Raw genomic sequence first — 25,934 nt, 5'->3', positions numbered from 1 at the left:
GTCATGGAGGTACGCCCCTTCCGAGCGCGCCACCACCAGTGGGTCCGTCTGCGCGATGTAGGCCTCCATCGCCGTGTAGGGATGCCAGACGTGCGCCTTGTCCAATCCGACGATGTCCGCCCGCTTCACGCGTGTGCTCCTCTCGTGGAACTCAGTGCCCCCCTTCCGTACCGGAAGAGCGGGCCACACCGCCGCGCGTCATGTCATGCCACGGCGCGTTCTACTGATGGCCCCCTGAAGAGGAGCGACCGGGCGCATCGCCCCTCGGGGCAGGGGCGCCGCTCTTCGGCCCTGCGTGACGAGGCCATGACATGCCCGGTGTTACCCCAGTTCAGTCACTGACCGGGGAGCTCGAATGGCCGTCCTCATCTTCTTCGTCTCGCACTGGCTGCTCTGCGTGTTCTTCCAGAGCTTCTTCCAGCATCGGTACGCGGCCCACCGCATGTACACCATGGGGCCGAAGACGGAGCGGGTGATGCACCTGCTCACCTACCTGGTGCAGGGCTCGTCGTACCTGTCGCCCAAGGCGTACGCCATCCTCCACCGCGAGCACCACGCCTTCTCCGACACCGAGAAGGACCCGCACTCGCCCCACTTCTTCAAGGATGTGGCGCGGATGATGTGGCACACCAAGGCGCGCTACGACGACTACGCGGCCGGCCGCGGCCAGCCCGAGGCCCGCTTCCTGGGCGGCTACCCGGAGTGGCCGCTCGTGGACACCACGCTGCGCACCTCGTGGCTCGCCTCGCTGGGCTGGGTGACCTTCTACTCCGCCTTCTACGTGGCGTTCGCCACCTCCCCCTGGCAGTTCCTGCTGCTGCCCCTGCACTTCCTCATGGGCCCCGTGCACGGCGCCATCGTCAACTGGTGCGGCCACAAATACGGCTACCGGAACTTCGCCAGCACCGACAAGTCGCGCAACTCGCTGCCCATGGACTTCCTCTGCATGGGGGAGCTCTTCCAGAACAACCACCACAAGTACGGCAGCAGTCCCAACTTCGCGGCCCGGAAGTTCGAGCTGGACCCCACGTGGCAGGTGATGCGCGTGCTGGCCCTGCTGCGCATCATCCGCATCACCACCCCGCAGCGTGCCGTCTGGCCGGAGGCCCGCGAAGCCGCTCGGACCGGGGGCGCCGCCCGGGCCGCCTGACGGACAGGCCAGCAACCCACTGCAGGTATGTGCGAGGCGCGTTAAGAGTGCCCCCGTGCCCGCCGATACCCCGCTCCGTCTCCGCATCCTCGAAGCAGTGACTGACGCCCCGGCCAAAGGCTGGGACGCGCTCGTCGGCCCCGACGCCCCACCCTTCGTCCGGCACGCCTGGCTGGCGGCCATGGAGGAGAGCGGGAGCGCCACCGAGGAGACGGGCTGGGCGCCGCATCACCTCACGCTGTGGCGCGGCCCCAAGCTGGTGGCCGCCGCGCCCGCGTATCTCAAGTTCCACAGCATGGGCGAGTACATCTACGACTTCGGCTGGGCGGATGCCGCCGCCCGGCTCGGGGTCGAGTACTACCCGAAGCTCGTCGTGGGCGGGCCGCTGTCCCCCGCCACCGTCCCTCGCTTCCTCATCGCCCCGGGCGAGGACGTCCCCGCCCTGCGCCGGGCCCTGCTCTCCGCCGCCGCCGAGAGCGCCCAGGAGGCGGGCTGCTCCTCCGTCCACGTCCTGTATCCGACGGGAGACGAGGCGGACTTCCTGGAGACCGAGGGGCTCGCTCGGCGCATCACCCTTCAATTCCATTGGAAGAACCCGGGCTACGGCAGCTACGACGACTACCTGGCGCGCTTCGACTCCAAGCGCCGCAACCAGCTCAAGCGCGAGCGCGGAGCCGCGGCCACCCAGGGAATCTCCCTGCGCACGGTGCGCGGCGACGCGCTCTCCCAGGTGCACGCCCAGCGTGCCTACGGCTTCTACACCTCCACCTGCGAGCGCCACGCCTGGGGACAGATTCAGCTCACCCCTGACTTCTTCGCGCGCGTCTTCCGCACGATGCCCGGCTCGGTGGAGCTGGTGGAGGCGGTGCGCGGCCAGCAGGTCGTCGCCGGCGCCTTCAACCTGGCCACCCCGGAGCGCCTCTATGGCCGCTACTGGGGCGCCTTCGAGGAGCACCCCTTCCTCCACTTCCACGTCTGCCTGTACCACTCCGTGGAGGACTGCATCCGGACCGGCCGGAAGGTGTTCGAGCCCGGCGCCGGGGGTGAACACAAGGTGTCCCGCGGCTTCGAGCCCACCGCCGTGCACAGCGCCCACCTCATCTTCGACAAGACGCTGGACGGCGCGGTGCGGGGCTTCCTCCGCCGGGAGCACGCTCGGCTGGCGCCCGCCGTGGAGGAGGCCGAGCGCATCTGCGGGCTGAAACCCTGGCCCCTGGCCGCCCCCCCGGGCACCGAAGGGGCGACCGGCACCTGAACGCCCCCCGGATTGTCAGCCTGAAGAGACATCTCCGCGACTTGAAGTTGTGAAACCGGGGTGAGCCTCTAGAGTGTCATCGCCATGAAAGCCCCGGAGACGAACGAAGACTTCATCCAGTGGTACGAGGACTGCTGGGCGGACCGCGATGAAGTCGAGTATCCGAAGATGTTTGGCGCCATTGACGAAGGCGTCTTCACGCTCGACCAGACGGATGCCATCCAGGCGTGGATGGAGAGTGAGCTGACCCAGGTCCAGGAGGCGGACCCCAACTGGGGTCCCATGGGCGTACGCGTCGCCCCACCCAGCGAGAACTACCCCTACTGGACCTATGTCACCAGCGGACTGTCCAACCCCTTCACCACGGCCCCCGGCGAGGACATCCCCGACGACGGGCCCAGCGGGCTGGGCTACGAGATGGTCATCCACACACCTGAAGAGGCGAAGTGGCCGGTGTTCCGGCTGCTGGACATGATGGCCTACAACCTCGTGTCCCTGCGCGCCTTCGCCATGGGCCACCGCTACCCGGTGGAGGGCGCGCTGGATGGTGGCGAGTCCAAGCTGGGCGGCTTCGTGTTCGTCAGGGACCCGGCCCGGCCCGACCACTTCGTGCTCCCCAGCGGCAAGGTGCAGTTGCTCACCCTGGTGGGCGCCACCCGCAACGAGATGGCCTTTGCCCGCTCCAACGGAATGGACAAGCTGATGGCCAAGCTGGTGGCCGCGGGCTCGGGCTACATCACCCAGCCCGACCGGGAAGAGGTGAAGCTGTAGTCACACCGCTTCGCGCGGCGGGGCGTCCTCCACCAACGCGTGTAGGACGCCCAGCTCGAAGGGCTTCTCGATGCGTGGCACCGGCACCGACTGGAGGAAGGTCCGTGCACGCTCGGAGAAGCCTCCGCCCGTCATGAAGACGAAGCGCGCGAGCAGCTCCGGCTGACGCGAGGACAGCGCGTCGTACACGTCCATCCCCGTCAGGTCTCCCATCATCAAGTCACAGAAGATGCGGTCGAAGTCCGCGTCGCGCGCCAGCGTGTCCAGCGCCTCGCGCCCGCTGTGGACGACCACCACCTCGTGACGCGCGCCGAGGATGCGGCCCAGCACCGAGGCGAGCAGCGGCTCGTCATCCACCACCAGCACCCGCTTCCGCCCGGGAAGGTCCTTGTCCTCCGCCACCCGAACGGATGGCGCGTCCGCGTCGGTGGTGGGCAGCCGCACCTGGAAGACACTGCCCAGCCCCGGCGCGCTCGAGGCCGACAATTCGCCACCCATGCCTCGCACCAGTCCCAGGCTGGTGGACAGGCCGAGTCCTGCGCCCTCCCCCAAGGGGCGGGTGGTGAAGAAGGGCTCGAAGGCGCGCTCCAGGACCTCGGGCGCCATGCCGTGGCCGTTGTCCGCCACCTCCACCACCACCGTCGCACCGTCCCTCCAGGTGGAGAGCGTCACCTGGTAGCGCGCCACGTCTCCTTCCGGGATGGCCTGCGCGGCGTTGACGAGCAGTTGGAGGAACACCTGCCCCAGCCGCGTCTCGTGCGCCATCACCGTGGGCACCGGGCCCAGGCGCTTCTCCACCCGGGCCCGGTGGCGCAGGTGCGGCATTGCCATGGAGAGGCCGAACTCCAGCGCCGCGTGCACGTCCACGGGTGACAGTTGCGGCTCCTCCGCGCGGGCGAAGGTCTGCAAGTCGCGAACGGTGGTGCGGATGCGCTCGGCGCCTTCCTTCGCTTCGCGCAGGGCCTCCATCGCCTCGCCCAGCGCGCGGGTCCAGGCGGCGCTCACTTCGCCCCGCGCCGCGAGGGGCTCGAGCTGCTCCAGCGCGAACTGCAGGTTGCCCACGACGTAGGAGAGCGGGTTGTTGATTTCGTGCCCCACGCCCGCCGCGAGCTGTCCCGCCATGGCCAGCTTCTCCGACTGCACCAGCCGCTCGCGCGCGGCCATGAGCTCGCGGGTGCGCTCGTGGACCAGCGCCTCGGCTTCCAGGCGGCCCGAGTGCTCACGCGACAGGAGCACGTCCCGCTCCGCCTCCGCCTGCTTCCTGGCGGTGACGTCCCGCCCGAAGATGGACACGTTGCCGTTGGCGCCCCAGGCGTGCACCTCATGCCAGCGTCCAGGCGTGGCGCGCCATTCGAAGATGGTGGGGCCCGCACCGCTCGCGACGCGGCGCAGCTCCCGCTCCATCCGCGTGCCCAGCAGCTCCGGGCACGCCTGCCACAGAATCTGCCGGAAGAGCTGCTCCTGCGAGCGCCCGCTGAGCGCCGCGGCCTCGTGGTTCACATAGGTGACCCGCCAGTCCGCATCCACCGTGAAGAACGCGTCGGGCGTAGCCTCCAGCATGCTCCGCACCCAGTCCAGGGTTTCGCGGACGCCCTCCTCCAGCCGCAGGGCGCTGGTGATGTCACGCAGGCGCAGCAGCACACCGTCCCGGAGCGGCACCGCCGTCCCCTGAAGCCACGCGTCCCCCTCCCGGAAGCTGTCCGCGGCTGGCCGCCCCGCCTCCACCACGTCCCGGAGCAAGTCCACCCGCGCGGCCAATCCCGAGCCCGGCATCAGCTCGCGCAGCCGCTTGCCGCGCAGCGACTCCGGTGCGGCGTGCCCCAGCGCTCGCGCACCCGCGGGATTCACCCAGGCCCACTGGAAGTCGACGAGCGCACCCGACGCGTCCCGCACGGCGTGCAACACCATGCAGCCCTCGGGCTGGTGGCGCTCCGCTTCCTCGAGCGCCACGAGCAGCACATCCATGTCGGGCGCCGGAGCCGCCTGGAATCGGTCGTTCAGAATGGCCCCATGTCGACACGAATGCGGGGCCGTCACAAGTACACGCGGCGGACAGGTCTCAGTTCCCGTTAGGCTCGTCGGCCGCCCATGACGCCCACCCTCATCACCGCCGTGCGCTTCGAGCCGCTGCACCTCCCGCTCACCGAGCCCTTCGCCATCGCCACCGGCGCGCAGCACGCCGCGGAGAACGTCCTGGTGCGGCTCACCCTGGCGGACGGCACCGAGGGCCTGGGCGAGGCCGCCCCCTTCCCCGCCGTCAGCGGAGAAACCCAAGCCAGTACGCTGGCCGCCCTGGAACAGGTGCGCGCGGGACTGGTGGGACACGACGCTCGCGCGTGGCGGCCCGCGTCCGAGGCGCTGGGGGATTCACTCGCGCTGGCACCCTCCGCCCGGTGCGCCGTGGAGACGGCGCTGCTCGATGCGCTGGCTCGGCACTACCGCGTTCCGCTGTACGTGATGCTGGGCGGCGCGCAGGCCACGCTGGACATCGACATGACCATCACCGCGGGAGACGTGGCCCATGCGCGCAAGTCCGCGCAGGCCATCCTGGCGCGGGGCATCACCACGCTGAAGGTGAAGGTGGGGGCGCTGCCACCCGATGAAGACGCGGCGCGGCTGGTCGCCATCCATGAAGTGGCGCCCCAGGCCCGGCTCTTCGCGGATGCCAACGGCGGCTATGACGTGGCCGAGGCGCTCGCCTTCCTGAAGGCGCTGGAGCGCGCGGACGTCCCCCTGGCCCTCTTCGAGCAACCCGTGCCCGCGCATGAGGTGGCCGGCATGGCGGAGCTCACGCGCCGCTCGCGCGTGCCGGTGTGCGCGGATGAGTCGGCGCGCTCGGCGAAGGACGTGCTGCGACTCATCCGGGAGGGCGCCGCGCATGCCATCAACATCAAGACGATGAAGTGTGGCGTCGTCGAGGCGCTGACGATGTGGAGCCTCGCTCGCGCCGCGGGCCTGGAGCTCATGGTGGGCGGCATGGTGGAGAGCGTGCTGGCCATGTCCGCCTCGGCACACCTGGCCGCCGGACTGGGGGGCTTCACCTACGCCGACCTGGATACGCCGCTGTTCATCGCGAGCCACCCCTTCCAGGGCGGGGCCCGGTACGCGGGCGCACGGCTGGAGCTGCCAACGGATGCCCCAGGGCATGGCGTCACGCTGGCCTGAGCCACGCCTCGTCGCACGGCCTGCGAGCAGGCAGGCCCCCCTGTTGAAACCGCTTTGCTGAAGCATTCCAGCGGCGCTGCGCTCTTGCCGGATGTCTCCGCGGGGGCCCTTGATGGCGTGTCGGAGCGGCCTCAGGCTTTCCGATTGTGCCTGTCTCTCCTGATGACACCATCGCCTCCCTGCTGCACCCCACACGTCGCGAGCCCGCGCGCCTGCGTCGACTGACGGTGCTGGCTGCCTGTGCGACGCCTCGGCCACTGCCGGTGAACACGCTCGCCGAGGCCCTTGGGGCGCCGCTCCATGAGGGCGCCCGGCTCGCCTGTGAAGCGGGGCTGTGCACGGTGCAGCCGGGACACCGGCTGGCGCCCACCAGGGCCGCGACGCTCGACATGGCGGTGAACCTGCTGGAAGTGCCCGAGGTCCGCGAGACGTGCGCCCGCCTGGCGCCGCTGGCCGAGGCCTCCGACGAAGCCCTGCTGTTGATGCTGGCGGCGGATCCGCTGGGCCAGGGACGTGAGCAACTCCAGCAGGCGACGGGACGCGCCGCGGACATGGTGGCGGGCGTCCTGTGGGCGCTGGAGCCCGCACCCTCGCACAGCGCGATGCCCGCGCCCTGGAACTTCGCCCCCTGGGGTGAGCAGGCGCGGTGGGCCAGTGCCTTGCTCGCCACGGCCGCGCACGTCCTCGTGCGAGGGGGGCAGGTGACGTCCGGGCACGCGCTGGTCGCCTGGGCCTTGGGCACCGACGGACTCGCGGGCCGAATCTCAGAGGACCATGGCTTCCTGGCGCCGACTCATCTGCAGTTCCTTCTCGATGCGGGACAGCGGGAGGCGGGCATCGCTTTCGCGCGCGTGGCGCATCCAGCGCTCGACGGTCCGGAGAACACCTTCTCGCGGTTGATGATGACGGTGCTCGAGGGACGCGTGGCGATGGATGCGGGCGACGACACGCTGGCCCGGCGCCTGTTCACCACCGTGGAGGGACAGGCTCGCGCCGCCGGCCTGGACGACCTGGTGGGACTGGCCAAGGTCGCCTTCGCCACGCTGGCCCGGCGCGCGGAGCAGAACACCGCCGCCATCCAGTTGGGGCTCGCCGCGCTGTCCCTGCTGTGCGGCGAGGTGCCCTTCGAGGCCGTGGCCCTGCTGGGCCTGGGACTCGCCTACTCCCGGGAGGGCCGCCACCTGGAGGCCCAGTCCGCGCTCACGCTCGCCCTGCCGGGCCTGGACATCCCCTTCCAGCAGCTCTCCGCCTACCCACAGGCCATCGCCACCGACTGCTTCCTGGGCGATACCGCAGAGGCGGAGCGCAAGCTGGCCGCGCTCGTGGCGCGCGCACCCGATTCACCCCAGGCCCGGCTGGCCGTGGGCTTGAGCCGCGCCCAGCTCCACTGCGCTCGCGGCGAGTGGGAGGCGGCCCTCACCACGCTGGACGGACTGAGCGGCGACGAGGAGACGGCGCAGCCCCACCTCTATGCCATCCCCACCGGATGGCTGCGCGTGGAGGCCCTGCTCGCGCTGGGACGGGCGGCGGAGGCCTCTTCCGTCCTGGATGCCCTGGCCCAGCGGCTCTACCTGCGCAACAGCGCCACCCAGCCGGCCCGGCTCCATCTGCTCGATGCCCGGGTCGCCTTCGCCAATGGCGATATGGCTCGTGCGCGCCGGGCCCTGCGCCGCGCGAGCGCCCGTCCCGACCGCCTGAGCGCCCAGGACTTCACGCTGCGGGTCCGCGTCCTCACGCTGCAACTGGCGGAGGCGGGCGGCACCGAGGCGCAGCGGCTGAGCGCTCGGCAGGCGGCGCTCGCGGAGTGGCGGCGGCTCATCGACGCGCTGCCACCCGAGGCCCAGCAGCGCTTCCGCCGCGCCTATGACAGACCTCAATTGCGGACCCTGCTGGGTGAGTCTCCCACGGAAGACGGCTTCGCGCCGCCGTACCTGCGCGGCCGCTCCGCGGTGTTCCGCTCGGCCGTGACGCAGCTGCGCAAGGTGGCTTCCTCCGACGCCAGCGTGCTGCTGTTCGGTGAGACCGGCGTGGGCAAGGAGCTGGCCGCGCGCGCCATCCATGACCTGTCCCGGCGTGCCTCGGACCCCTTCGTCGCCGTCAACTGCGCGGCCATCAACGATGAGCTGCTGCTGTCGGACCTGTTTGGCCACGAGCGCGGCGCGTTCACCGGAGCCATGGCCCGCCAGCGCGGGCGCTTCGAGCAGGCCCACGGTGGCACCCTGTTCCTGGACGAGGTGGCCGACATCAGCCCTCGGGGCCAGGCCGCGTTGCTGCGGGCGTTGCAGGAGCGCTCGTTCCAACGCGTGGGCGGCGCGGAGACGGTCCAGGTGGATGTGCGCGTCGTCGCCGCCTCCAACCGGAACCTGGCGAAGGCGGTCCGCGCGGGCGACTTCCGGCAGGACCTCTTCTTCCGGCTCAATGGCATCCAGGTGGAGCTGCCGCCCCTCCGCGAGCGCGATGAGGACGTGCACCTGCTGGCCATGTACTTCCTGGAACAGGCGGCCCAGGAGCGCGGGGGCTCGCCGAAGTCGTTCACTCCCGAGGCCACGCGGTTGATGCGCGCCCACCCGTGGCCCGGAAACGTCCGCGAGCTTCATAACGTGGTGCGCGCGGCGGACGTCCTGTCGGATGCGCCCGCCATTGGTGGTTCAGTGCTCGCGCCGCTCTTGCAGCGGGCGCTGGAGTGCGCCGAGCCCCGGCCCACGCCCGCGGCGATGACGGACATCCCCATGCTCTTCCGGCAACATGGGGGTTCCCTCCGCGACTTCCTCGCGGAGGTGCAGCGGCAGTGCATCGCCCAGAGCCTCGTGGAGAATGGCGGCAACGTCGTCGCCACCGCCTCGGCGCTGCGCATCTCCCGCTCCCGGTTGACGCAAGTCGTCCTGGGCAACGCCGAGCTGCGCCGGATGTCCGGGCGGGAGCTGGAGACGCCTCCCGCCCGGCCCACCCGTGCGCCGCGCGCTCGCAGGGCCTGAGCCCCCACGTCTCAGTGCGTGGGGTCGAGCGAGGGCTTCGCCAGCGACGAGGCATCCGTGACGGGCTTGTCGAACACGTCACCCAGGACGCCGGGCAGGCCGGCCTCCACGGCCTGCAGACCCACCGCGCCCGTGAGCCAGCGCGCGGCGAACTCCGGGTGGTCCAGGTAGGACTCACGCACGACGAGCGCCGTGGAGACCTCCGCGAGCACATGGTCGTCGACGCGCAGGAACTCCGCCGGCGCCCGGTCCACCTGCCGCTCCCCCAGCACCACGTCCGCCGTCTTCTCATCCAGCACGTGGATGAAGGTGCGGTAGCGGCCAGGCTTCACCGCGACGCCCGGACCGATGATGGACTCCTTGGGCTCCAGCCGCTCCAGCGCGAGCGCCGGCCCAGGACACCCCTGCTCGATGGTAGGCGCCTTGTCGCCAAAGCGCGCCGCCTCCCAGTCGGGGTGGCCGGACACGGTCCGCAGGCTGGCACCGAGCCGCTCGGTGATGCGGGCGGCGCTGCCACGCAGGGACGCGGACTCCTGCACGCACAGGCGCAGGGCGTCGCGGTTGCTCGTCAGCAGGGCGCTGTGCACGTTGAACTGGGAGGCATCGTCGGGCGCGTGGGTGTCCTCGGGATTGCCACACCGCACCGCGGCCAGGATGACACCGGACATCGCGACCACATGGGCCAACTCACGCAGAGGGAAGCGCTTCATGGAAAAGTTCCTCATGTCGAAGGGATGACGGCGTTCAGTTGGCGCGGTTCGCGATGTTGCGCACGGACACGAAGTCGGACGTCGTCGGGTGCCACACCGGGTCGGTGCACCCGTAGCTCAGGTACAGGTTGTTGTGCATCACGCTGTGCATGCAGTCCCCGTGGTAGCTGGGGTCTCTCAGGCCCACGAGGTGCCCCGTCTCGTGGTTGATGAACTTGCGGGCGCGCTCTCCCATGGCGGCCATCTGCTCCCGCTTCAGGTGCGCGTTCATGTACAGGTAGTGCTGGTGCCGCCCGCTGGAGTCCGTCACCGGATTCACGGCCGTGACACAGGCGTACTGCTCGCCGCCGCACAGCGCGGCCCAGGACTCGCGGATGCGGAACTCCAGCTCGATGCGGTTGCGGTCCGCCGTCGCGTACTGGTTGCAGAACTTCTGCGTGCGCCACAGGTCCACGCGCCAGTCCGCCGCGCCATCCCAGACGAGGCTGAAGTCCAGCTTCGCCAACGTCTGCTCGATGAAGGGCGCAATCGTCGCGGCCGGGAGCGCGGTGGTCTCCGACATCACGCAGTACTCTTCGTCCTGCGCACCCGGTCCGCTGCCGCCACCCGCGGGGCCGTCATTGCCATGAATGGTGGCGATGTGAATCTGGTTCCAGCCCGTATGCGAATGTGACGCGTTGGCCGCGGGCACATGGTGGAAGCCAACGAAGGCGGCGGTGGCCATCCAACCAGCCAGCATCCAACGCGGAAAGCGCTGGCGAGGGGCGAGCGATTGTTCATCCATGGGGCGTCTCCTGAGGGGTGCGCTGCGGGTGTCCCGGATGGGACGCGCAAAGGACATTGCAGCGGCTGTGCCGCGTGCCGTCCCCCTGGAGCGTCACGCCACCGCGCGGCCGGAACCGGTCACCTGACGCATGGAATGACCACAAAGTGGTCACCGGCCGCGATGACCACGTCCGTCGCGCACATCCGGCAACAACCTGAGCAACCTGGCCCCCTGACGCGACGCCCGCCGAGCGGCCCGTGAGGACTGCCGGGCCGCTCCTCGCGGGGCATTCGCGCTAGGGTAGGCGCATGACCCTGGCTGTCTGTGTGCGGTGTGGCAACTCGAAGGTGGGCGCGTTCACCCCCTGCGCGGGTTGCGGACTGGACCCCGCCGCCCATGGCACCGAACGGACGCTCCAGGCGCGCAGCCTGCTGCTCACGGAGCGCTACCTGCCGGGGGGCGAGCTGGAGGAGCTGGGCCGGAAGATTCGCAAGGGTGAGCCCGTGTCCTACGACGCCGGGCTGCTCGCGCAGATTACCGAGGACCTCCGGACGCAGAAGCTGCCCATCGTCTCGAAGTCATCCCCTGGGTGCTCCGTCGCCCTGTGGGCCGTGGTGGGCGCGCTGCTCGTGCTCGCCGTGGGCTTCCTGCTCATGTCGCGGCTGCGCGGGCCCTGAGCGACCCGACGGGCGGGCCGCGGTGGGACACCGGCCTGCGCCCGTCCACTCCGGGTGATAGGCTCCGGCGCGCATGGCCAACCAGGACTGGGTGACGCGTCTGCTCACCGGGCGCGCGACGGCGGACAAGCAGCTCAATGTCCACCTCTCCGAGCGCGACGGCGGCAGCCTCCACGACAAGATGCGGCAGGCGTATTGGTGGATTACCAACAACGCCGTCATCTGTCCCTACTACGACCTGGAGTTCGGCTCGGCCGCGTCCCTCAAGACGCCCGCGGGTGACGAGCTCCACCTCCCCGAGGACACCAGCTACAGCTCGTTCGTCCTCATCCCCCTGCTCACCCTCTTCACCTGCCGGCGCGCGCTGCTGGTGGGCGGGCCGGGGCGCGGGAAGACGACGTCCGCCCTCCTCATGGCCCTGCTGTCCGGAATGGGCCGCGACGAGGTCCACCGCGGCATCCAGCGCGGCCATCCGCAGCTCTCCATCGCGGACCTGCTGGGCGCGCCGCTGCCCTCCGACATGCTCAAGGCGGAGGACTTGTCCGCGGTGAAGGTGAGCTGGCGCAAGTGGATTGGCCAGCGCGTCAAAATCATCGACGAGTACAACCGCATCCCCACCAAGACGCAGTCCGCGCTCCTGTCCCTCATGGCGGAGGGCTACGCGGAGATGATGGACCAGTACGTCTACGCGGGCCGCTCGTCCTGGTTCCTCACCGCCAACGACGACCAGGGCGGCGGCACCTTCCAGGTCATCGAGGCGCTGAAGGACCGCATCGACGTGGTGGTGCGCGCGGTGCCGTTCAACTCGGGGTTCATGGACCAGCTCCTCCAGCGCCTGGAGGCCGACAAGTCCCCCGAGGAGCTGCTGCCCCAGGAAATCGTCTTCACGCCCGGCGAGCTGGAGCGCGCCTACGCCGCCATCCTGGAAGTGGAGGTGCCCAAGGACGTGCTGGAGCGCATCGCCTTCTTCCTGGGGCAGCTCGACTTCTGCCGCATGGCCTCGCCGCGCTTCGAGTTCAAGCACAAGGACACGCTCAAGCTGGCCGGGCAGACGGTGGCCGCGGTGTGCAACGAGCAGTGCCCGTTGGACAAGAAGGTCCACCTCTGCACGCAGACGGAGAACGGCGTCAGCGTGCGCGCGTACCAGACCATCCTCCACTTCGCGAAGGCCATGGCCTTCTTCCGCGGCCACGCCGCCGTGGAGCTGGAGGACTTCCGGCAGATTGCCCCCTGGGTGCTGCACGAGAAGCTGGTGCCCAACCCGCGCAGCGCCTTCTTCGAGGTGAAGGGCCACCGCATGCTCCTCCAGGACCGCGTGGCGTGGCTGCGGAACATGTTCGACATGGCCATGGGCCACTACGACACGCACGAGCCCCTCCGGCGCAAGGTGACGACGCTGCGCCAGGAGCTGGACAAGGGCCTGTCCGGCGTGGACCTGCGCACCACCGAAAAGCGCATGAACCGGGTGACGGTGCTGATGAAGGAGCTGCTCACGCGACACGAGCTGTCCGGCCCCGTCTACGAGGACGTCATCCACCTCAAGTCCCTCTACAGCCGCTACCGGAACTACGCGACGTGGCTGAAGGAGAACCCGGGCGGCCGCCCATGAGCACCTTCACCGACGAGCTGGAAGCCAATGCCCGCGCCCGGTTCGTGCGCTGGGACTCCGCCCTGTGGCGCGAGCTCACCGGCGGCGCCGCGCAGCGGCTGGGACAATCCCTGCTCGATGCGGGGACGCCAGCCGCGGAGGGCGAGGAGCTGCTGCGCGCCTACCTCCAGCTGGGCGCGGAGGCCATTGGCCTGGGCTACCTGTATCCCGCGAGCGCCGGCCGGCAGAACTTCTTCACCCTGGCGTGGTCGGACCTGCTTCCCCGACTGCTGGCCGCCGTGCCCGCGAAGGAGCGCTCGCAGGTGTTCGCCCAGTTGTGGAACCTGGGGGAGAACCTGGAGTCCGCGCCGCCGTGGGTGCAGCGAATCTTCTGGCGCGTGGGCCGGGAGCTGGCGTCGCTCCAGGACATCGAAGCGCGGCTGCGTGAGACCTCCGCCGTGGCCCTGGAGCCACCCGACGCGCCGCTGGCCGCGCGCGCCCAGGCGCATTGGGTGGACCTGTCGAAAGAGGACAGCCGCTTCCTCCCCGGCGCGATGCACTTCCTGTCCCCCACCGTGGTGTGCGTGCATGACCGGCACCGTCAGGCCGTGGCGGGCCGCGACGCGGCCACGCAGGGCATCTGGCTGGCACAGGCGCCCGTCAGCCTGGGCGCCATGGGCTGCCGCGAGGTGCCGGAGCAGACCCGCGTGGAGAGCCCCCACCTGGACGAAGCGCTGCGGGAGGACCCGCGCGCGGACGCGTGGTTCGCGACCCTGGGCAATGACTGGCGGGTGGCGGCCACGCTGCACACCTCCCAGCACGTGCTGGTGTTCGTCCCGGAATGAGTCCTCCGCCGCGCATCACCCGCGAAGACGTGGCCACGGGCTGGCGCGACGCGCTGGCGCTGTGGGACGTGCGCGTGCAGCTCAGCCCCCCCGAGCCGCACGTGGCCTTCCATCCCGATGAGAGCCACGCCCAGGAGCCGCTCGCGTACATCGACCTGGTGAAGCGCCAGGTCTTCGTCAACTTCAAGCTCCTGGAGGCCATGGAGGCCCCTGGCAGCCTCCCGGCGGTGCTGGCGCATGAAGTCGGTCACCACGCGCGCTTCCCGCACACGCTGGGTTGGGACGCGGAGCTGCGCGTGCAGGAGCAGCGGCTGGTCCCCGGCCTGAAGCAGTCCCTCACCAACCTCTTCTACGACTTGCAGGTGAACGAGGTGGTGGGCCGCACGCACGCGGAGGCGCTGTGCGCGGTGTACCGGGGCTTCCAGCGCGTGCAGGGCGGCGAGGTGTCGCCGCTGTTCTTCTTCTACCTGGCCATCTACGAGGAGCTGTGGGGCCTGCCCCCTGGGGAGCTGGTGCCCGCCGCGCAGCTCGAGGCGATGGAGCAGCGCTACCCCGGCGTTCGCGCCGAGGCGCGCATGTTCGCGCAGACCTTCTACGCGCTGCCCAACGGCAAGCTCCAGTTCCTCTACTTCTGCGCCACCTTCATCCGGTACATCGAGCAGCCCGCGGACCTGGAGTTCAGCCTGCCGCTGGGTGGGGACGTCTCCGTGCCGGACGTGGACGACCTGGACGCCGCCATCCACGGCAGCAGCCGCTGGGACGACGCGCTGCAGGAGGCGGAGGAGCAGGGCTGGCTGGAGCCCCTGAGCACCCGCGCGAAGGAGAAGGACGAACTGGATTCCATCCACCGCGTCACCGAGCACCTGCCCGGCAAGCAGGGCGGGACGCTGCGGCGGGCCCTGGTGGCGAAGCACTATCGGCGGCTGGTGGACCGGCACATCTTGAAGCTCCCCACGGCGCCGTCCCAGCCGGAGCCCTACCTGCGCACCACGCCCCAGGCGTGGGAGTACGGCGACGACCCGTCCAGCATCGACTGGACGCTGACGGTGCTGTCCCAGGGCCACCTGGCCGCGGTGTCCCCGCTGCGCCGCGAGTTGGAGGCGGACCTGCCGCCCCCGTCCGAGCTGGGCGCGCCGTCCGTGGAAATCTACCTGGACACCAGCGGCTCCATGCCCAACCCGGAGCTGAGCCTCAACGCGATGACGCTGGCGGCCCAGGTGCTGTCCGCCTCCGCGCTGAGGAAGAAGGCCACGGTGCGCGGCATCGTGTACTCGCACGGCAACCCACGGGTGTCGCCGTGGATGTACGACGAGGAGACGGCGCGCGACTTCCTGCTGAGCTACATCGGCGGAGGCACGCTGTTCCCCTTCGACGTGATGGATGCGCTGTCCCGCGAGCGGCCCGACGCGCTGCGCATCATCATCTCCGACAGCGACTTCCTGATGAACGTCACCGCGGAGAAGCCCCTGGCGCCGGTGCTGGAGTCCATCCGGCGCTCGCGCCTCGTGGTGGCCATCCTCGCGGTTCCCGACGAGCTCCGCGCACGGCAGGCGCTGGCGCCGCTGCTGCGCGAGCGCCGCTTCCGGCTGGTGGTGGTGCGCTGGCCCTCCGACTTCGCGAAGGCCGCCGCCGACCTCGCCCAGGCATTGCTGGAGAATTGAGTCCCATGGCTTTCGACATCCGCGAGCTTCAGACGCAGCTCGAAGCAACTCCCATCGTGTCGCCGTACTCGCATGACCTGGCGCTGGCCATCATCTGCGACACCTTCCGGCTCGCGAAGGTCCGCCCCCCGTCCCGCGCGGACTGGGGCGCCCTGGAGGACAAGGCCCGCTCCCCGCTGTGGCGGGAGCAGGTGGTGATCCTCGCGCACGTGCTGGTGTCCTCGGCGCTGCGGCAGGAGACGGTGCAGGCGCTGCAGCAGAACGACGACGCGACGACGCTCCTGCAGCGCTTCTTCCAGGACGTGGCCCCGCTGACGGCGGAGATGATTCGCTCCAACACCTTCCGCCGCGAGGAGTTCATTCGCAAGTGGGTGCGCGTCGTGGGCGGACAGTGCACGGGCGAGTCACCGAAGGGCTCCGTCGCGCGCATCGAGCAATTGGACTACCGCAAGGCGGAAGCGGAGATGCGGCGCGCGGAGGAGGCCCGGAAGAAGGAGGCGGACAAACGCCAGCAGGCCCTGCGCGAGGCGGAGCAGCGCGCCACGGAGGCGCGTGGGTGGCGGGAGTGACGAACGTCCTGTCCGCGAACCTGCGCGTCGCGCCTCGCGCGAACATCCGCCGGGACACCTCCTCGCAGCGCCCCCACATCCCCTGGGCCGAGTCCATCGCCGAGGGCCTGACCCGCTTCGCCTCCCTGGCCGACGAGGACGCGGCGCGCGCGGACCTGGACGCCCGACTGTCCGGCCTGCGCGACGCGCTGCGGGGCTCGCCGTACCACGCCCGGAGGCTCCACGCGGCGGGCCTGCACCCGGGTGACCTCCAGACGCTGGACGACCTGCGCCACCTGCCCTTCCTGGACCGTGAGGCCCTGGCCGCGAACTGGGACGCGGTGCCCACGCCGCCAGCGGACGCCGATGAGTGCGTGGTGGTGAAGAGCTCCGGGTCCACCGGGGCGCCGGTGAACGTGGTGAGGGACCGGCGCGACTGCCTGCACATGTGGGCCGTGCTGCGCTTCCTCGTGACGCGCGTGGGAGCGGCGCTGCCTCCGCATCCGCGGGTGGTGCTGCTGGACGCGCTGCCGGGCGGGCTGGAGTATTCGGTGCGCCTGCCCATCCTCCACGACGGCGCGCTGCACCGAATCTCCGTCCTGCGCGAGGACGCGCTCCAGCGCCTGCGCCGCGTGCGTCCCGCCGTGCTCTTCTCCGACCCGGAGGGCCTGCGGTGGCTGGCGGCACAGCCCGGCGTGCCCACGCCCCAATTGGTGCTCACCTCCGCGCAACACCTGCCTGCCGGCCTGCGCGCGGAGCTGGCGAACGCGGTGCCCGCGCCTGTCCTCAACTATTATGCAACCACGGAGACGGGCCCCCTGGCCTGGGAGTGCCCGAGGCCCGAGGCGCCGGGCCGCTTCCACGTCCTGGCTCCGGATGTCTGGCTGGAGCCCGGGCTGGACGAGGTGGTGGTGACACGGCTGCGTCCCAGCGTGCTGCCGCTCTTGCGCTACCTCCCGGGCGACGCGGGCAGCGTGCGGCGTGACGCCTGCGCCTGTGGCTTTCACGGGTGGACGCTGGAGCACTTCGGCGGACGCGGCGCCTGCCACTTCGTCACGCCTTCGGGCCGGGAGGTGGACGCCTGGGCGCTGGCCTGGGTGTTCAAGCACCATGCGCTGCGTGGCTTCCGACTGACACAGGCGGACGTCTCGCACTTCCAGTTGGAGCTGGCGGGCGCGAGCCCTTCGGACGTTGCGCCCCTGCGCGAGCGGCTTGCCGGCGCCTTGCGGAACCTGGGTTGGACACAGCCGAGCCTGGACGTGTGTTACGTGGAGGGAGCGTCGCTGGCCGTGGGCACCAAGCCACAGCCGTTCCGCCGGCTGCGTTGAGCAGCCTTGCATGCCAGAGCGGCGAGCAAGATGTCATGCAGTGGGTTTCGGTGCTTACCTGAGAGGTGCGCGGTCCCTCCTCGGGGGTATGCAGCCGGCTGGGAGCCCGCCTTTGGCCATGCACGCACGTCCGGAACGACATCACCCACGCTGGGCTTCAAGCGCCGGACGTTATGGCGTCGCGCTGCTCGCCTTCGTCGCGGCGTGGCTCATCCAGGCGAGCGTGGCATCGTTCATCCCCGCCACCCCGTTCCTGTTCTTCTTCGGAGCGGTGATGGTGGCCGGCTGGTGGGGCGGCTGGGGTCCCGCCCTGGCGACGACGCTCCTGTCGGCGGTGGTGGTGGACTTCTACTTCCTGAAGCTGCTGCTCAATCAGGAGACTGGCGCGGGAAGGGCCGTCTCGCTGGCGGCCTTCGCGGTGCTCTCGATGCTGATGACGAAGCTGAACGTCCTGCTGCGCGAGGCCAATGCGGAGCGGGCGCGGCTGCTGGAGCGGGAGCGGGCGGCCCGAAGCGAGGCGGAGGCCGGACGCGCACGGCTCCACACGCTCTTCCAGGACGCGCCCGCGGGCATCATCCTCATGCGTGGCCCCCGACACGTCTATTCCTTCTCCAACACGATGAACAACGCGCTGATGGGGACGGACAAGCTGGAGGGCCGGGAGGCCCGCGAGGCCGTGCCCTGGGCGGAGACACGGGGCCTCATCGTCCTGATGGACGAGGTCTACCGCACCGGCGTCCCTTTCGCGGGCAATGCGGTGCCGTTCCCTCGCAAGCTCCCCAATGGGGAGATACAGGAGACGTATCTCAACATCGCGTATCAGCCCACGCGGAACGAGCAGGGTGAGATCGACGGCATCGTCGGCTTCGGGTTCGACGTGACGGACCTGGTCCGGGCCCGACAGCGCGCCGAGGCCCTGACGCACGAGCTCCAGCAGGCCGAGGCGCGTGACTGGCTCCTCGCGGAGTCGGGCGCGGTGCTGACGTCGTCGCTCGACGACGAGGCGACGCTGCGGAACCTGGCGAAGCTGGTGGTGCCCACCTTCGCGGACTGGTGCGTCGTCGACGTGGCGGCGCCAGACGGGACGTTCCGGCGGCTCGCGGCGGCGCACTTCCGGCCCGAGGACGAGGCGCTGGCGGAGGATGTCCTCCGCTTCGGAATGCAGCCCAGCGGCAACCCGGGGCATCCCCCCACGGGCGCCTTGCTGCGGGCGGAGACGGTTCACATCGAGCGGTTGACCCGCGAGCGCATTCACGCGCTCGCGCACAATCCGGAACACGCCCGGGTGATGGAAGCGATGGGGCCCAACTCCCTCATCTCCGTGCCCTTGATTGCGCGCGGACAGGTGTTGGGGGTGCTCAGCTTCATCCACTCCTACTCCGGCCGGCACTACTCGACGTCGGACCTGGCGTTCGCCAAGGAGCTGGCACACCGGGCCGCGCTCTCCCTGGAGAATGCCCGGCTCTATGCGGAGGCTCGGGAGGCCATCCGCCTGCGCGACGAGTTCATGTCCATTGCCAGCCACGAGCTGAAGACGCCGCTCACCCCGCTGAGCCTGAAGCTCCAGGCGCTCGCGCGGGAGCTGGCCCGCCAGCCGGGCCCGGTTCCGCGCGACCTGGTGGAGCGCTATGTGGTGGTGGGCGCACGGCAGGTGCAGAAGCTGGCGGAGCTGGTGGGCGACCTGCTCGACGTATCGCGCATCTCCGCGGGGCGGCTCTCGCTGGAGATGGAGGAGCTGGAGCTGGGGTCGCTCGTCCGGGACGTCGTCACCCGGTATGAACCCCAGGCGGCGCGCGCCGGCTCTTCCTTGCTGCTGGAGGCGGGGGACTTCTACATCGTGGGCCGGTGGGACCGGCTGCGCCTGGAGCAGGTCATCACCAACCTGGTGGACAACGCCGTGAAGTACGGCGACGGCAAGCCCATCCACGTGCGCCTGGAGCCGCATGACGGCGGAGCGCGGCTGACGGTGCGGGACGAGGGCATCGGTATCGCGCCCGAGCACCTGCCCCGCCTCTTTGGCCGCTTCGAGCGCGCCGTGTCGGAGCGCAACTATGGTGGCCTGGGCCTGGGCCTGTACATCACCCGCACGCTGGTGGAGGCCATGGGCGGTAGGGTCCACGTGGAGAGCACGCTGGGGCGGGGCTCTACCTTCATCGTGGAGCTGCCCGGCAACCTGGGCGCGGAGCAGGCCCTCCGTGCCCCCCTGATTGACGATTCCAGACTCGAAGGTCATGCGAGGCCGGGAGGCACCAGTTAGAGGGGCGTCACCACGAGGAAGGAGTGAGGGACATGGAGACTCGGAAGCTGGGAAGGCAGGGCCCCACCGTTTCGGCGCTGGGCCTGGGCTGCATGGGGATGTCCGACTTCTACGCGGGCAGGGATGACGCGGAGTCGGAGGCCACGCTGCTGCACGCGCTGGAGCGGGGCATCACCTTCTTCGACACCGCAGATATGTACGGCTCGGGCGCCAACGAGACGTTGGTGGGCCGGGTGCTCAAGCCGCACCGGGCGAACGTCGTGCTGGCGACGAAGTTCGGTATCGTCCGCGACCCGGCGGACCCGCAGAAGCGCGGCATCAACGGACGGCCGGAGTATGTAAAGCAGGCGTGCGAGGCCAGCCTGCGCCGGCTGGGCGTGGACGTCATCGACCTGTACTACCTGCACCGGCTGGACGCGCAGACGCCCATCGAGGACACGGTGGGAGCCATGGCGGAGCTGGTGCGTGAGGGCAAGGTGCGCTTCCTCGGCCTGTCGGAGGTGGACGCGGACACGCTGCGCCGTGCGTCGAAGGTGCATCCCATCAGCGCGCTCCAGAGCGAGTACTCGCTGTGGAGCCGTGAGCCGGAGGACGGCGTGCTCCAGGCGTGCCGCGAGCTGGGCGTGGGCTTCGTCCCGTACAGCCCGCTGGGGCGCGGCTTCCTCACGGGGCAAATCAAACGCTTCGAGGACCTGGCGCAGGACGACTACCGCCGCTTCTCACCTCGCTTCCAGGGGGAGAACTTCACGCGCAACCTGGAGCTGGTCGGCCACATCGAGCGGCTGGCATGGGAGAAGGGCTGCACGCCGGCGCAGCTCGCGCTCGCGTGGGTGCTGGCCCAAGGGAAGGACCTGGTGCCCATCCCCGGCACCAAGCGCCGCAAGTACCTGGATGAGAACCTGGGCGCGCTGGAGGTGACGCTCACGGACCAGGACGTGGCCGCCATCAACGCCGTCGCGCCTCCGGGCGTCGCCGCGGGCGGGCGCTATCCGCCGTCCATGCAGTCCTCGCTCCCCAAGGCGTCCCAGCCGCGCGCCCGGTGAGGTGACCTTCAGACTCGAATGCGAGGGAGCTGGGCGTGCGGCTGCCATGCGCCGTCGCCGCCCAGGCAGTAGCGGCAGGTGGCCAGCGGCGTCTCCCGTTCGAGGAAGCCGAGCAGTTGGCCCACCAGGTCCGGCGTGTCCAGCGGCACGCCGTCGACCTCGCCCAGCGCGGGCATCTCCGGGTACGTGCCGCCGAGCACCGTCGCCACATGCGGCGGGCGCGTGCAGGCGTAGAAGCGGCCCGCGTGGACCAGGTGACAGCGGACCTTCAGCCAGCAGCGCGCGTGGATGCCTCGCACGGCGTCCTCGGAGGCGTGCGGCGCCTCCGGCGTGAGCTGCTGGAAGGCGTCGATGCGCTTCACCGTGAGGAAGACGCCGTGCTGCTCGCAGCGCTCGGTGATGCGGGCGATGGAGCGCTCCGGCAGCGGCGCGGAGGTGTAGACGGACAGGGTCATCCGGTCCAGGCGCTCGTAGACGGCGTCAGGGGCGCTCTGGGCGAGGAAGCCGTTGGTGGTGACGGACACCTGCGGGGAGATGCCCGAGGCGCGCACGGCGTCCAGCACCGCTGGCAGGTCGGGGTGGAGGAAGGGCTCGCCGCCGGTGAGCTTGAAGACGTTGGGCCGGAGGGCCCGGGCCAACTGGCGCAAGTCCTTGCCCAGCGCAGCGGGGTCCACGGACCAGGCAGGCAGGTGCGGCGACAGCGGGCAGCACTGCACGCAGCGCAGGTTGCAGTGCGTGGCGACATGCGTCTCCAGGGACCAGGTGAGGATGCGTCCGTCTTGGAGCTCGTAGCGCACGGCGGGACTATACGAGGTTGCCCGACGCCCCTGGCGCTTGCCACAGTGCTCACGTGTCTCACGCTTCCGGCGGAATGCTCGCCACCCTGCCCCGCTACCAGTCATCGGCGCGCCTGGCGCCTTCCGTGTTGCGGCTCCATCCCCCGGGTCTGTCACCGGAGGCCGTGGCCGCCTTCCTGCGCCATGCGCTGCCTGCCGACAGCAGCGTGTTCCAGGGCGTGCGCCGGGTTCCGGGCGCCTTGCCTCGCGTGCGTCGGAGCACGGGGACTCCGGAGACTCGCGAGGATGAGGACAGGCTGGCGGAGCGGCTCGTGGCCGCCCTGGCGGACAGCGTAGGCAAGCACCTGGCGACGGGCGCGGTGGACGTGAGCCTGAGCGGTGGCGTGGACAGCGCCGCGTTGTGCGCCCTGGCCGCGCGGCAGGCCCCCGGGCGGGTGCGCGCGTGGACCATGGACGTCCACTTCGCGGATGCCACGGAGCGGCGGAATGCCCGGATGGTGGCGAGTACAACCGGAGTCGAGCTGGTGGACGTGTCCATCCCGGACGCCGTGCTCCCGGAGCTGCTCGAGCCCGCCGTCCTGAGCCAGGAGACGGCCATCCTCAACGCCCGCGCCGTGGCCAGCCACGCCTTCTACGCGGAGGCCCGACGGCAGGGCGCCTCCACGTTGCTGAGCGGCGCGGGCGCGGATGAGGTGCTCATGGGCAACCCGGCGGCGCTCGCGGGTGCGGCGGCCCGTGTGATGGAAGACCGGCGCCTCGTGCACGAGGTGCTGCGCGCAGGGCCTGTGGACAACTTGGGGGTGGATCAGCGGGCCCTCCGCCTTCCCTGGGACGCGGAGCTGGCCTCCCATGACGAGGATCACCCCGAAGAGGTCCGCTACGCGGCCTGGGTGCTGTGGGAGCTGGTGCTGCCTCCCGAGCTCCGGAGCGCGCGCGCGCACAGCGTGAACGTGTGCACGCCCTACCTGGACGCGGACTTCGCGGACGTGGCGCTGGGGCTCCCCTTGGACGTGCTCGCGCGGCACGGGGCCGGCAAGTGGCTCTTCCGGCAGGCGGTGCGCACGCTGGTACCGGACGAGGTCCGGTGGGCCCGGAAGACGCCGCGCTATGCGCACACCGCGCTCTCCAGCCCCGTCCGCGCGCGCTGGCTGGAGCTGTACCGGGAATGGCTCACACCGGTCCGGCTGGCGCCGTTGGAGGTCGTCGACCCGGAAGCGACCCGGGCCCTGCTGGAGCGCTCCGCACGTCTGGCCGCCGACGCTCCCGAGGCGAGCGTCATGGACCGGCTGTTGATGCGGTTGTGCTCCCTCGCCATGCTCCACGCCCACGCCAGCGCCCATCCCCCATGTCCCGAATCCTGATTGCCACCTCCCCCGAGAAGGGCCACCTCAACCCCATGGCCGGCGTCGCGCAGTGGCTGCGCCGCATGGGCCACCACGTGGGCTGGCTGTGCATCCCCGAGCCCGCGCCACAGCTCGAACGGCTGGGCGTGGAGGTGCTGGCGTTGCCTCACGCCGAGGCGCCCGTGCCCGCCATCGAGACGGGCGGCGAGGCGCTCGCGCGGTTGGTGCTCGATGAAGCGGCGCTGGGGCGGTGGATTCGCGGCCTGTTGATTGACGCCGTGCCCTCGCTGCTGGCGCCGGTGCGAGCGGCCGTCGAGCGCTTCCGTCCGGACGTCATGGCCCTGGACGGCATGCAGTACGCCGCCGTGCTGGCCGCCCATGACTTGCAAATCCCCTGGGCGGGCGTGTCCTCCGCGCTGTCACTGCTGGAGCCGCCCACAGACTACGGCCTGCGCCGCAACGTGCGCGCGCTGGCCGACGAGCGGCAAGCCCTGTTCGCCCGCCACGGCTTCGAGGCCCGCTTCCGCAACTGTGAGTGCCTGTCGCCGGACCTCAACGTCATCTTCGCCACCGAGGCCTTCCTGGGCTCCGATGCGGGGCTGCCTCCCGCCACCCACCTGGTCGGACCGTCACGGCCTCCCGAGGCGCGCGGTGACGAGGTGGACTTCCCGTGGGAGCGGCTGGGCACCAGGCCCGTGGTGTACGTGTCTTTCGGCAGCCAGATTTCGTGGCAACCCGATTTGTTTCAGACGATTACCGAGGCCGCCGCGCCCCTGGGCGTCACCGTGGTGCTCAGCGCGGGCGAGCTGGCTGATACAGATTTTATTCACGACCTTTCCGGGGACGTGGTCGCTGTGTCATACACACCGCAGCGACAACTGTTATCGCGAGCCTCCGTGCTCGTGTCCCACGGCGGCGCCAACTCCGTCATGGAGGCGCTGACCGAAGGCGTTCCGATGCTGCTCCTGCCCGTCTGCAACGACCAGCCCATCCAGGCGCACTTCCTGGCGAAGTCGGGCGCGGGACTGGTGCGGGCGCCGCGCTCGCTCTCCGTGGAAGACTGCCGCGAGGCGCTGCGACAGCTGCTGGAGCCGGGCACGGTGCTGCGACAGCGGGTGGCCGGCATCGCCGCGTCCTACCAGGCGCGGGACGGCGCGAAGGACGCCGCTGAACGCATCCTCCGACTCGTGGCGTGAGTGATTGCATGCGTGACTGGGACGTGTGGCGACTGGTGTTGCCGGGTGTGTCGCCGCTGGAGGTGTGGAACCTGCCCGTGATGGGGCGCGAGCTGTGGGAGTTGCTCGGGGCGCCTCGCGTGGACGCGGACCGTCGCGCGGGGGTTTCCGAGCCGGCGCTCGCGGGCCAGCTGGGCCCGGCGCTCGCGGTGGCGCTGTCCACGCTGGTGAAGCGGCACGCGGTGGAGGCCGTGTGGCTCAGTGGCGGATTGGTGTGCCTGGAGGGCTTCGGCGCCATGCTCTCGCACGTGGCCACCGCGCTTCCCTGCCCTGTGTACGTGGCGGAGCATCCCCTCTTCGCGCCGGCGCAGGCGGGCCTGCGCCTGCTTGCACCGCTCGCGCCCGCGCACCCGGTGGCGCTCGACGTGGGCCAGACGGGCATCAAGTGCGTGAGTCACACCGCGGCACCGCGCATCTTCGAGCGCGATACGGCGCTGCTGCCCCGGTACTTCATCGGCATGGCGCGGCCTCCGGACAGGCGTCATGTGCAAGCGGCGGTGGCGTTCATCGCCAGTGCCCTGCGCGTGTTCTCGGCACAGGCTCCCGATGCCTTGTGCCTCGCGCTGCCGTGTCCGCTGGACGCTTCGCTCATCCCTGGAGGCTGCACCTACGGCTGGGAGGGCCACGCGTCGCTGGTGGCGGACATCCTCCAGGCGGCCCTGGGGAACGAGGGCCGCGGCGGTACGGCGCTGGTGCTCAATGACGCGGAGCTGGCCACGGAGGCCGCGCGGAGGGATTCGCGGCTGGCGAACCACTCACGCGTGTTGTGCCTCACGCTGGGCTTCGGGCCGGGTGGCGCGTTGCTGGAACGGCGGTAAGCGGGCGCTCGCCCAGCCTCAGTGCAGGTCCAGCTCCTTCTTGGGCGCGATGTCGGGGCGCTGCTTCGTCACCAGCGCCTTCGCGGTGCTGAAGAGCACCTTGAGCTTTCCGCCCGCGGGGTGGACGTATTCGGCGTGCTCGGGCGTGAAGCGCAGCAGGGCGATGTCGCCCTCATCCGGGCCCTGGGGAAACCAGGGCTTCCAGCCGGGCTCCCACAAGTCATGGATGGTCCTCCGGTCGCGGACGATTTCCACCACGCCCGATACGGAGAGATACGTGGCGCTGTCCTCCGTCGCGTGGAAGGCCAGCGCGCAGTGCGGGTCCGACTCCAGGTCCTGCACCTTCTGCGTGTCCGTCCAGGTGGCGAACCAGAGCACGGTGCCGGACTTGTGCTTCTTCGCCACCGCCATGGGCCGCGTGTGGAAGTGTCCGTCCGCGCCACGGGTGGTGAGCAGGGCGGTGTCATGGCCCTTCAGCAGCTCCTCGAACTCCCGGCGGTCTCCCTGGATGGCCCCCTGCGGCTGATTCATCGTGCGCTCGCCTGTCTCTTCCATGGGGATGACCTTTCGTTCGCCATCGTGAAGTTCCTGGAGAACGTAGGGACGCGCGGGCCGTGGGGAAGCAGCAGGGCTGGAGTCGCGCGGACCGCTCCCCTGGTGGGTTGGTCGCCGCCGGACTCAGGCCACGCCGCTGCCCGGCGTCCGCCCCTGCGCGTCCGGCATCTTCCCCTGGAGCAGGATGTTGTCGCCCCGGCAGAGGCTCTTGTAGGACCACACCCAGAACGAGTCTCCAGGACGTGACTCCTGGAGATACTCGTCCAGCACGTCGGCATCGTCACAGATGAAGCGGTGCGGGGCGCGCGTCTCCCGGTAGAAGCGGTGCTCGATGATGAGCGGGCTTTCGTTCGCCAGCATCTCCCGCAGGCGGCTCAACGTCTCCGGGTCGGTGATGCGCGAGCCTTCGAGAGTCCACGCGTCCATGGTGCGGTGCCGCGCCTTTCT

Annotated in this window: 23 protein-coding genes (1 of these 23 cut by a window edge); 16 read left to right on the top strand and 7 right to left on the bottom strand. The window is 70.5% G+C overall.

The genetic code is table 11. From position 1 onward, the window contains the following. On the bottom strand, positions 1 to 129 hold the 5' portion of the coding sequence (gene bioA / locus KGD87_RS28340; RefSeq protein ID WP_284664065.1) for an adenosylmethionine--8-amino-7-oxononanoate transaminase. It extends 1,203 nt beyond the left edge of the window; only the first 129 of its 1,332 coding nucleotides appear in the window; its start codon is at positions 127 to 129; its stop codon lies beyond the left edge, outside the window. 226 nt (positions 130 to 355) lie between these two features. On the opposite strand from bioA, the gene KGD87_RS28335 reads away from it, so the two are divergent. The 3 genes from KGD87_RS28335 (at position 356) to KGD87_RS28325 (ending at position 3,176) form a co-directional block, all read left to right on the top strand. After that, entirely contained in the window at positions 356 to 1,150 is a 795-nt protein-coding gene (locus tag KGD87_RS28335; RefSeq protein WP_284664064.1) for an acyl-CoA desaturase, read from the top strand. Between the two features lie 55 nt (positions 1,151 to 1,205). Next, complete coding sequence (locus KGD87_RS28330) at positions 1,206 to 2,405, top strand: GNAT family N-acetyltransferase (RefSeq protein ID WP_284664063.1); 1,200 nt, start codon at positions 1,206 to 1,208, stop codon at positions 2,403 to 2,405. 84 nt (positions 2,406 to 2,489) lie between these two features. After that, positions 2,490 to 3,176 (top strand): suppressor of fused domain protein, encoded by a 687-nt coding sequence (locus tag KGD87_RS28325; protein WP_284664062.1) that lies wholly within the window; start codon positions 2,490 to 2,492, stop codon positions 3,174 to 3,176. Here the strand turns inward: KGD87_RS28325 and KGD87_RS28320 are convergent, their stop codons facing one another. Then, the gene (locus KGD87_RS28320) at positions 3,177 to 5,141 is read right to left on the bottom strand and encodes an ATP-binding protein (RefSeq protein WP_284664060.1); all 1,965 of its coding nucleotides are present in this window, start codon (positions 5,139 to 5,141) and stop codon (positions 3,177 to 3,179) included. It abuts the gene before it with no gap. Positions 5,142 to 5,264: 123 nt separating this feature from the next. Between KGD87_RS28320 and KGD87_RS28315 the strand changes: the two genes are divergently transcribed. Together KGD87_RS28315 and KGD87_RS28310 are read left to right on the top strand one after the other, a co-directional pair. Next, complete coding sequence (locus KGD87_RS28315) at positions 5,265 to 6,341, top strand: dipeptide epimerase (RefSeq protein ID WP_284664059.1); 1,077 nt, start codon at positions 5,265 to 5,267, stop codon at positions 6,339 to 6,341. A gap of 146 nt (positions 6,342 to 6,487) precedes the next feature. After that, positions 6,488 to 9,316 (top strand): sigma-54-dependent transcriptional regulator, encoded by a 2,829-nt coding sequence (locus KGD87_RS28310; RefSeq protein WP_284664058.1) that lies wholly within the window; start codon positions 6,488 to 6,490, stop codon positions 9,314 to 9,316. Between the two features lie 11 nt (positions 9,317 to 9,327). Here the strand turns inward: KGD87_RS28310 and KGD87_RS28305 are convergent, their stop codons facing one another. Then, on the bottom strand, positions 9,328 to 10,026 hold the full coding sequence (locus KGD87_RS28305; RefSeq protein WP_284664056.1) for a hypothetical protein: 699 nt from the start codon (positions 10,024 to 10,026) through the stop codon (positions 9,328 to 9,330). A 34-nt stretch (positions 10,027 to 10,060) separates the two neighbouring features. Then, on the bottom strand, positions 10,061 to 10,810 hold the full coding sequence (locus tag KGD87_RS28300; protein ID WP_284664055.1) for a hypothetical protein: 750 nt from the start codon (positions 10,808 to 10,810) through the stop codon (positions 10,061 to 10,063). 290 nt (positions 10,811 to 11,100) lie between these two features. Here KGD87_RS28300 and KGD87_RS28295 point away from each other — a divergent pair, with 290 nt between their 5' ends. From KGD87_RS28295 to KGD87_RS28260, 8 genes are all read left to right on the top strand, one after another. Next, the gene (locus tag KGD87_RS28295) at positions 11,101 to 11,469 is read left to right on the top strand and encodes a hypothetical protein (RefSeq protein ID WP_284664053.1); all 369 of its coding nucleotides are present in this window, start codon (positions 11,101 to 11,103) and stop codon (positions 11,467 to 11,469) included. A gap of 73 nt (positions 11,470 to 11,542) precedes the next feature. Then, positions 11,543 to 13,078 (top strand): MoxR family ATPase, encoded by a 1,536-nt coding sequence (locus KGD87_RS28290; RefSeq protein WP_284664051.1) that lies wholly within the window; start codon positions 11,543 to 11,545, stop codon positions 13,076 to 13,078. After that, positions 13,075 to 13,902: a hypothetical protein gene (locus KGD87_RS28285; RefSeq protein WP_284664049.1), complete on the top strand. Its 828-nt coding sequence runs from the start codon at positions 13,075 to 13,077 to the stop codon at positions 13,900 to 13,902. The genes KGD87_RS28290 and KGD87_RS28285 overlap by 4 nt, the downstream gene beginning before the upstream one ends. Beyond that, complete coding sequence (locus KGD87_RS28280) at positions 13,899 to 15,563, top strand: vWA domain-containing protein (protein ID WP_284664048.1); 1,665 nt, start codon at positions 13,899 to 13,901, stop codon at positions 15,561 to 15,563. Before KGD87_RS28285 ends, KGD87_RS28280 begins: the two co-directional genes overlap by 4 nt. A gap of 5 nt (positions 15,564 to 15,568) precedes the next feature. After that, complete coding sequence (locus KGD87_RS28275; RefSeq protein WP_284664047.1) at positions 15,569 to 16,132, top strand: hypothetical protein; 564 nt, start codon at positions 15,569 to 15,571, stop codon at positions 16,130 to 16,132. Further along, positions 16,120 to 17,439: a phenylacetate--CoA ligase family protein gene (locus KGD87_RS28270; protein WP_350100128.1), complete on the top strand. Its 1,320-nt coding sequence runs from the start codon at positions 16,120 to 16,122 to the stop codon at positions 17,437 to 17,439. The genes KGD87_RS28275 and KGD87_RS28270 overlap by 13 nt, the downstream gene beginning before the upstream one ends. 118 nt (positions 17,440 to 17,557) lie before the next feature. Next, a complete protein-coding gene (locus tag KGD87_RS28265; RefSeq protein ID WP_284664045.1) occupies positions 17,558 to 19,696 on the top strand; it encodes an ATP-binding protein in 2,139 nt (712 codons plus the stop codon). 32 nt (positions 19,697 to 19,728) lie between these two features. Then, positions 19,729 to 20,739, top strand: a complete 1,011-nt coding sequence (locus KGD87_RS28260; RefSeq protein WP_284664043.1) for an aldo/keto reductase — start codon at positions 19,729 to 19,731, stop codon at positions 20,737 to 20,739. A gap of 8 nt (positions 20,740 to 20,747) precedes the next feature. Here the strand turns inward: KGD87_RS28260 and KGD87_RS28255 are convergent, their stop codons facing one another. After that, on the bottom strand, positions 20,748 to 21,536 hold the full coding sequence (locus tag KGD87_RS28255; protein WP_284664041.1) for a radical SAM protein: 789 nt from the start codon (positions 21,534 to 21,536) through the stop codon (positions 20,748 to 20,750). A gap of 53 nt (positions 21,537 to 21,589) precedes the next feature. Here KGD87_RS28255 and KGD87_RS28250 point away from each other — a divergent pair, with 53 nt between their 5' ends. Genes KGD87_RS28250 through KGD87_RS28240 form a run of 3 tightly spaced genes read left to right on the top strand, consistent with a single transcriptional unit; the run spans position 21,590 to position 24,932 of the window. Then, on the top strand, positions 21,590 to 22,897 hold the full coding sequence (locus KGD87_RS28250; RefSeq protein WP_284664040.1) for an asparagine synthase-related protein: 1,308 nt from the start codon (positions 21,590 to 21,592) through the stop codon (positions 22,895 to 22,897). Continuing rightward, positions 22,882 to 24,075: a glycosyltransferase gene (locus KGD87_RS28245; protein ID WP_284664039.1), complete on the top strand. Its 1,194-nt coding sequence runs from the start codon at positions 22,882 to 22,884 to the stop codon at positions 24,073 to 24,075. The genes KGD87_RS28250 and KGD87_RS28245 overlap by 16 nt, the downstream gene beginning before the upstream one ends. Positions 24,076 to 24,083: 8 nt before the next feature. Beyond that, the gene (locus tag KGD87_RS28240) at positions 24,084 to 24,932 is read left to right on the top strand and encodes an ROK family protein (RefSeq protein WP_284664038.1); all 849 of its coding nucleotides are present in this window, start codon (positions 24,084 to 24,086) and stop codon (positions 24,930 to 24,932) included. 18 nt (positions 24,933 to 24,950) lie between these two features. Here KGD87_RS28240 and KGD87_RS28235 read toward each other — a convergent pair whose 3' ends face one another. Next, positions 24,951 to 25,487, bottom strand: coding sequence for a pyridoxamine 5'-phosphate oxidase family protein (locus tag KGD87_RS28235; RefSeq protein ID WP_284664037.1), 537 nt, complete (start codon positions 25,485 to 25,487; stop codon positions 24,951 to 24,953). A 123-nt stretch (positions 25,488 to 25,610) separates the two neighbouring features. After that, positions 25,611 to 25,913 (bottom strand): hypothetical protein, encoded by a 303-nt coding sequence (locus KGD87_RS28230; RefSeq protein ID WP_163779566.1) that lies wholly within the window; start codon positions 25,911 to 25,913, stop codon positions 25,611 to 25,613. Positions 25,914 to 25,934 lie beyond the last annotated feature (21 nt).

The organism is Myxococcus sp. SDU36 (assembly GCF_030168875.1).
In the GTDB taxonomy this organism is placed as follows: domain Bacteria; phylum Myxococcota; class Myxococcia; order Myxococcales; family Myxococcaceae; genus Myxococcus; species Myxococcus vastator.
Note: the sequence above shows the minus strand (reverse complement) of the source record. Positions and strands in the feature narration are given on the sequence as shown.

Coding starts and splice junctions, on each gene's coding strand:
- KGD87_RS28335 (WP_284664064.1), top strand. CDS start 356: ATGGCCGTCCTCATCTTCTTCGTCTCGCACTGGCTGCTCTGCGTGTTC.
- KGD87_RS28325 (WP_284664062.1), top strand. CDS start 2,490: ATGAAAGCCCCGGAGACGAACGAAGACTTCATCCAGTGGTACGAGGAC.
- KGD87_RS28320 (WP_284664060.1), bottom strand. CDS start 5,141: ATGGATGTGCTGCTCGTGGCGCTCGAGGAAGCGGAGCGCCACCAGCCC.
- KGD87_RS28315 (WP_284664059.1), top strand. CDS start 5,265: ATGACGCCCACCCTCATCACCGCCGTGCGCTTCGAGCCGCTGCACCTC.
- KGD87_RS28305 (WP_284664056.1), bottom strand. CDS start 10,026: ATGAAGCGCTTCCCTCTGCGTGAGTTGGCCCATGTGGTCGCGATGTCC.
- KGD87_RS28300 (WP_284664055.1), bottom strand. CDS start 10,810: ATGGATGAACAATCGCTCGCCCCTCGCCAGCGCTTTCCGCGTTGGATG.
- KGD87_RS28295 (WP_284664053.1), top strand. CDS start 11,101: ATGACCCTGGCTGTCTGTGTGCGGTGTGGCAACTCGAAGGTGGGCGCG.
- KGD87_RS28290 (WP_284664051.1), top strand. CDS start 11,543: ATGGCCAACCAGGACTGGGTGACGCGTCTGCTCACCGGGCGCGCGACG.
- KGD87_RS28285 (WP_284664049.1), top strand. CDS start 13,075: ATGAGCACCTTCACCGACGAGCTGGAAGCCAATGCCCGCGCCCGGTTC.
- KGD87_RS28280 (WP_284664048.1), top strand. CDS start 13,899: ATGAGTCCTCCGCCGCGCATCACCCGCGAAGACGTGGCCACGGGCTGG.
- KGD87_RS28275 (WP_284664047.1), top strand. CDS start 15,569: ATGGCTTTCGACATCCGCGAGCTTCAGACGCAGCTCGAAGCAACTCCC.
- KGD87_RS28265 (WP_284664045.1), top strand. CDS start 17,558: ATGCACGCACGTCCGGAACGACATCACCCACGCTGGGCTTCAAGCGCC.
- KGD87_RS28260 (WP_284664043.1), top strand. CDS start 19,729: ATGGAGACTCGGAAGCTGGGAAGGCAGGGCCCCACCGTTTCGGCGCTG.
- KGD87_RS28245 (WP_284664039.1), top strand. CDS start 22,882: ATGTCCCGAATCCTGATTGCCACCTCCCCCGAGAAGGGCCACCTCAAC.
- KGD87_RS28240 (WP_284664038.1), top strand. CDS start 24,084: ATGCGTGACTGGGACGTGTGGCGACTGGTGTTGCCGGGTGTGTCGCCG.
- KGD87_RS28235 (WP_284664037.1), bottom strand. CDS start 25,487: ATGGAAGAGACAGGCGAGCGCACGATGAATCAGCCGCAGGGGGCCATC.
- KGD87_RS28230 (WP_163779566.1), bottom strand. CDS start 25,913: ATGGACGCGTGGACTCTCGAAGGCTCGCGCATCACCGACCCGGAGACG.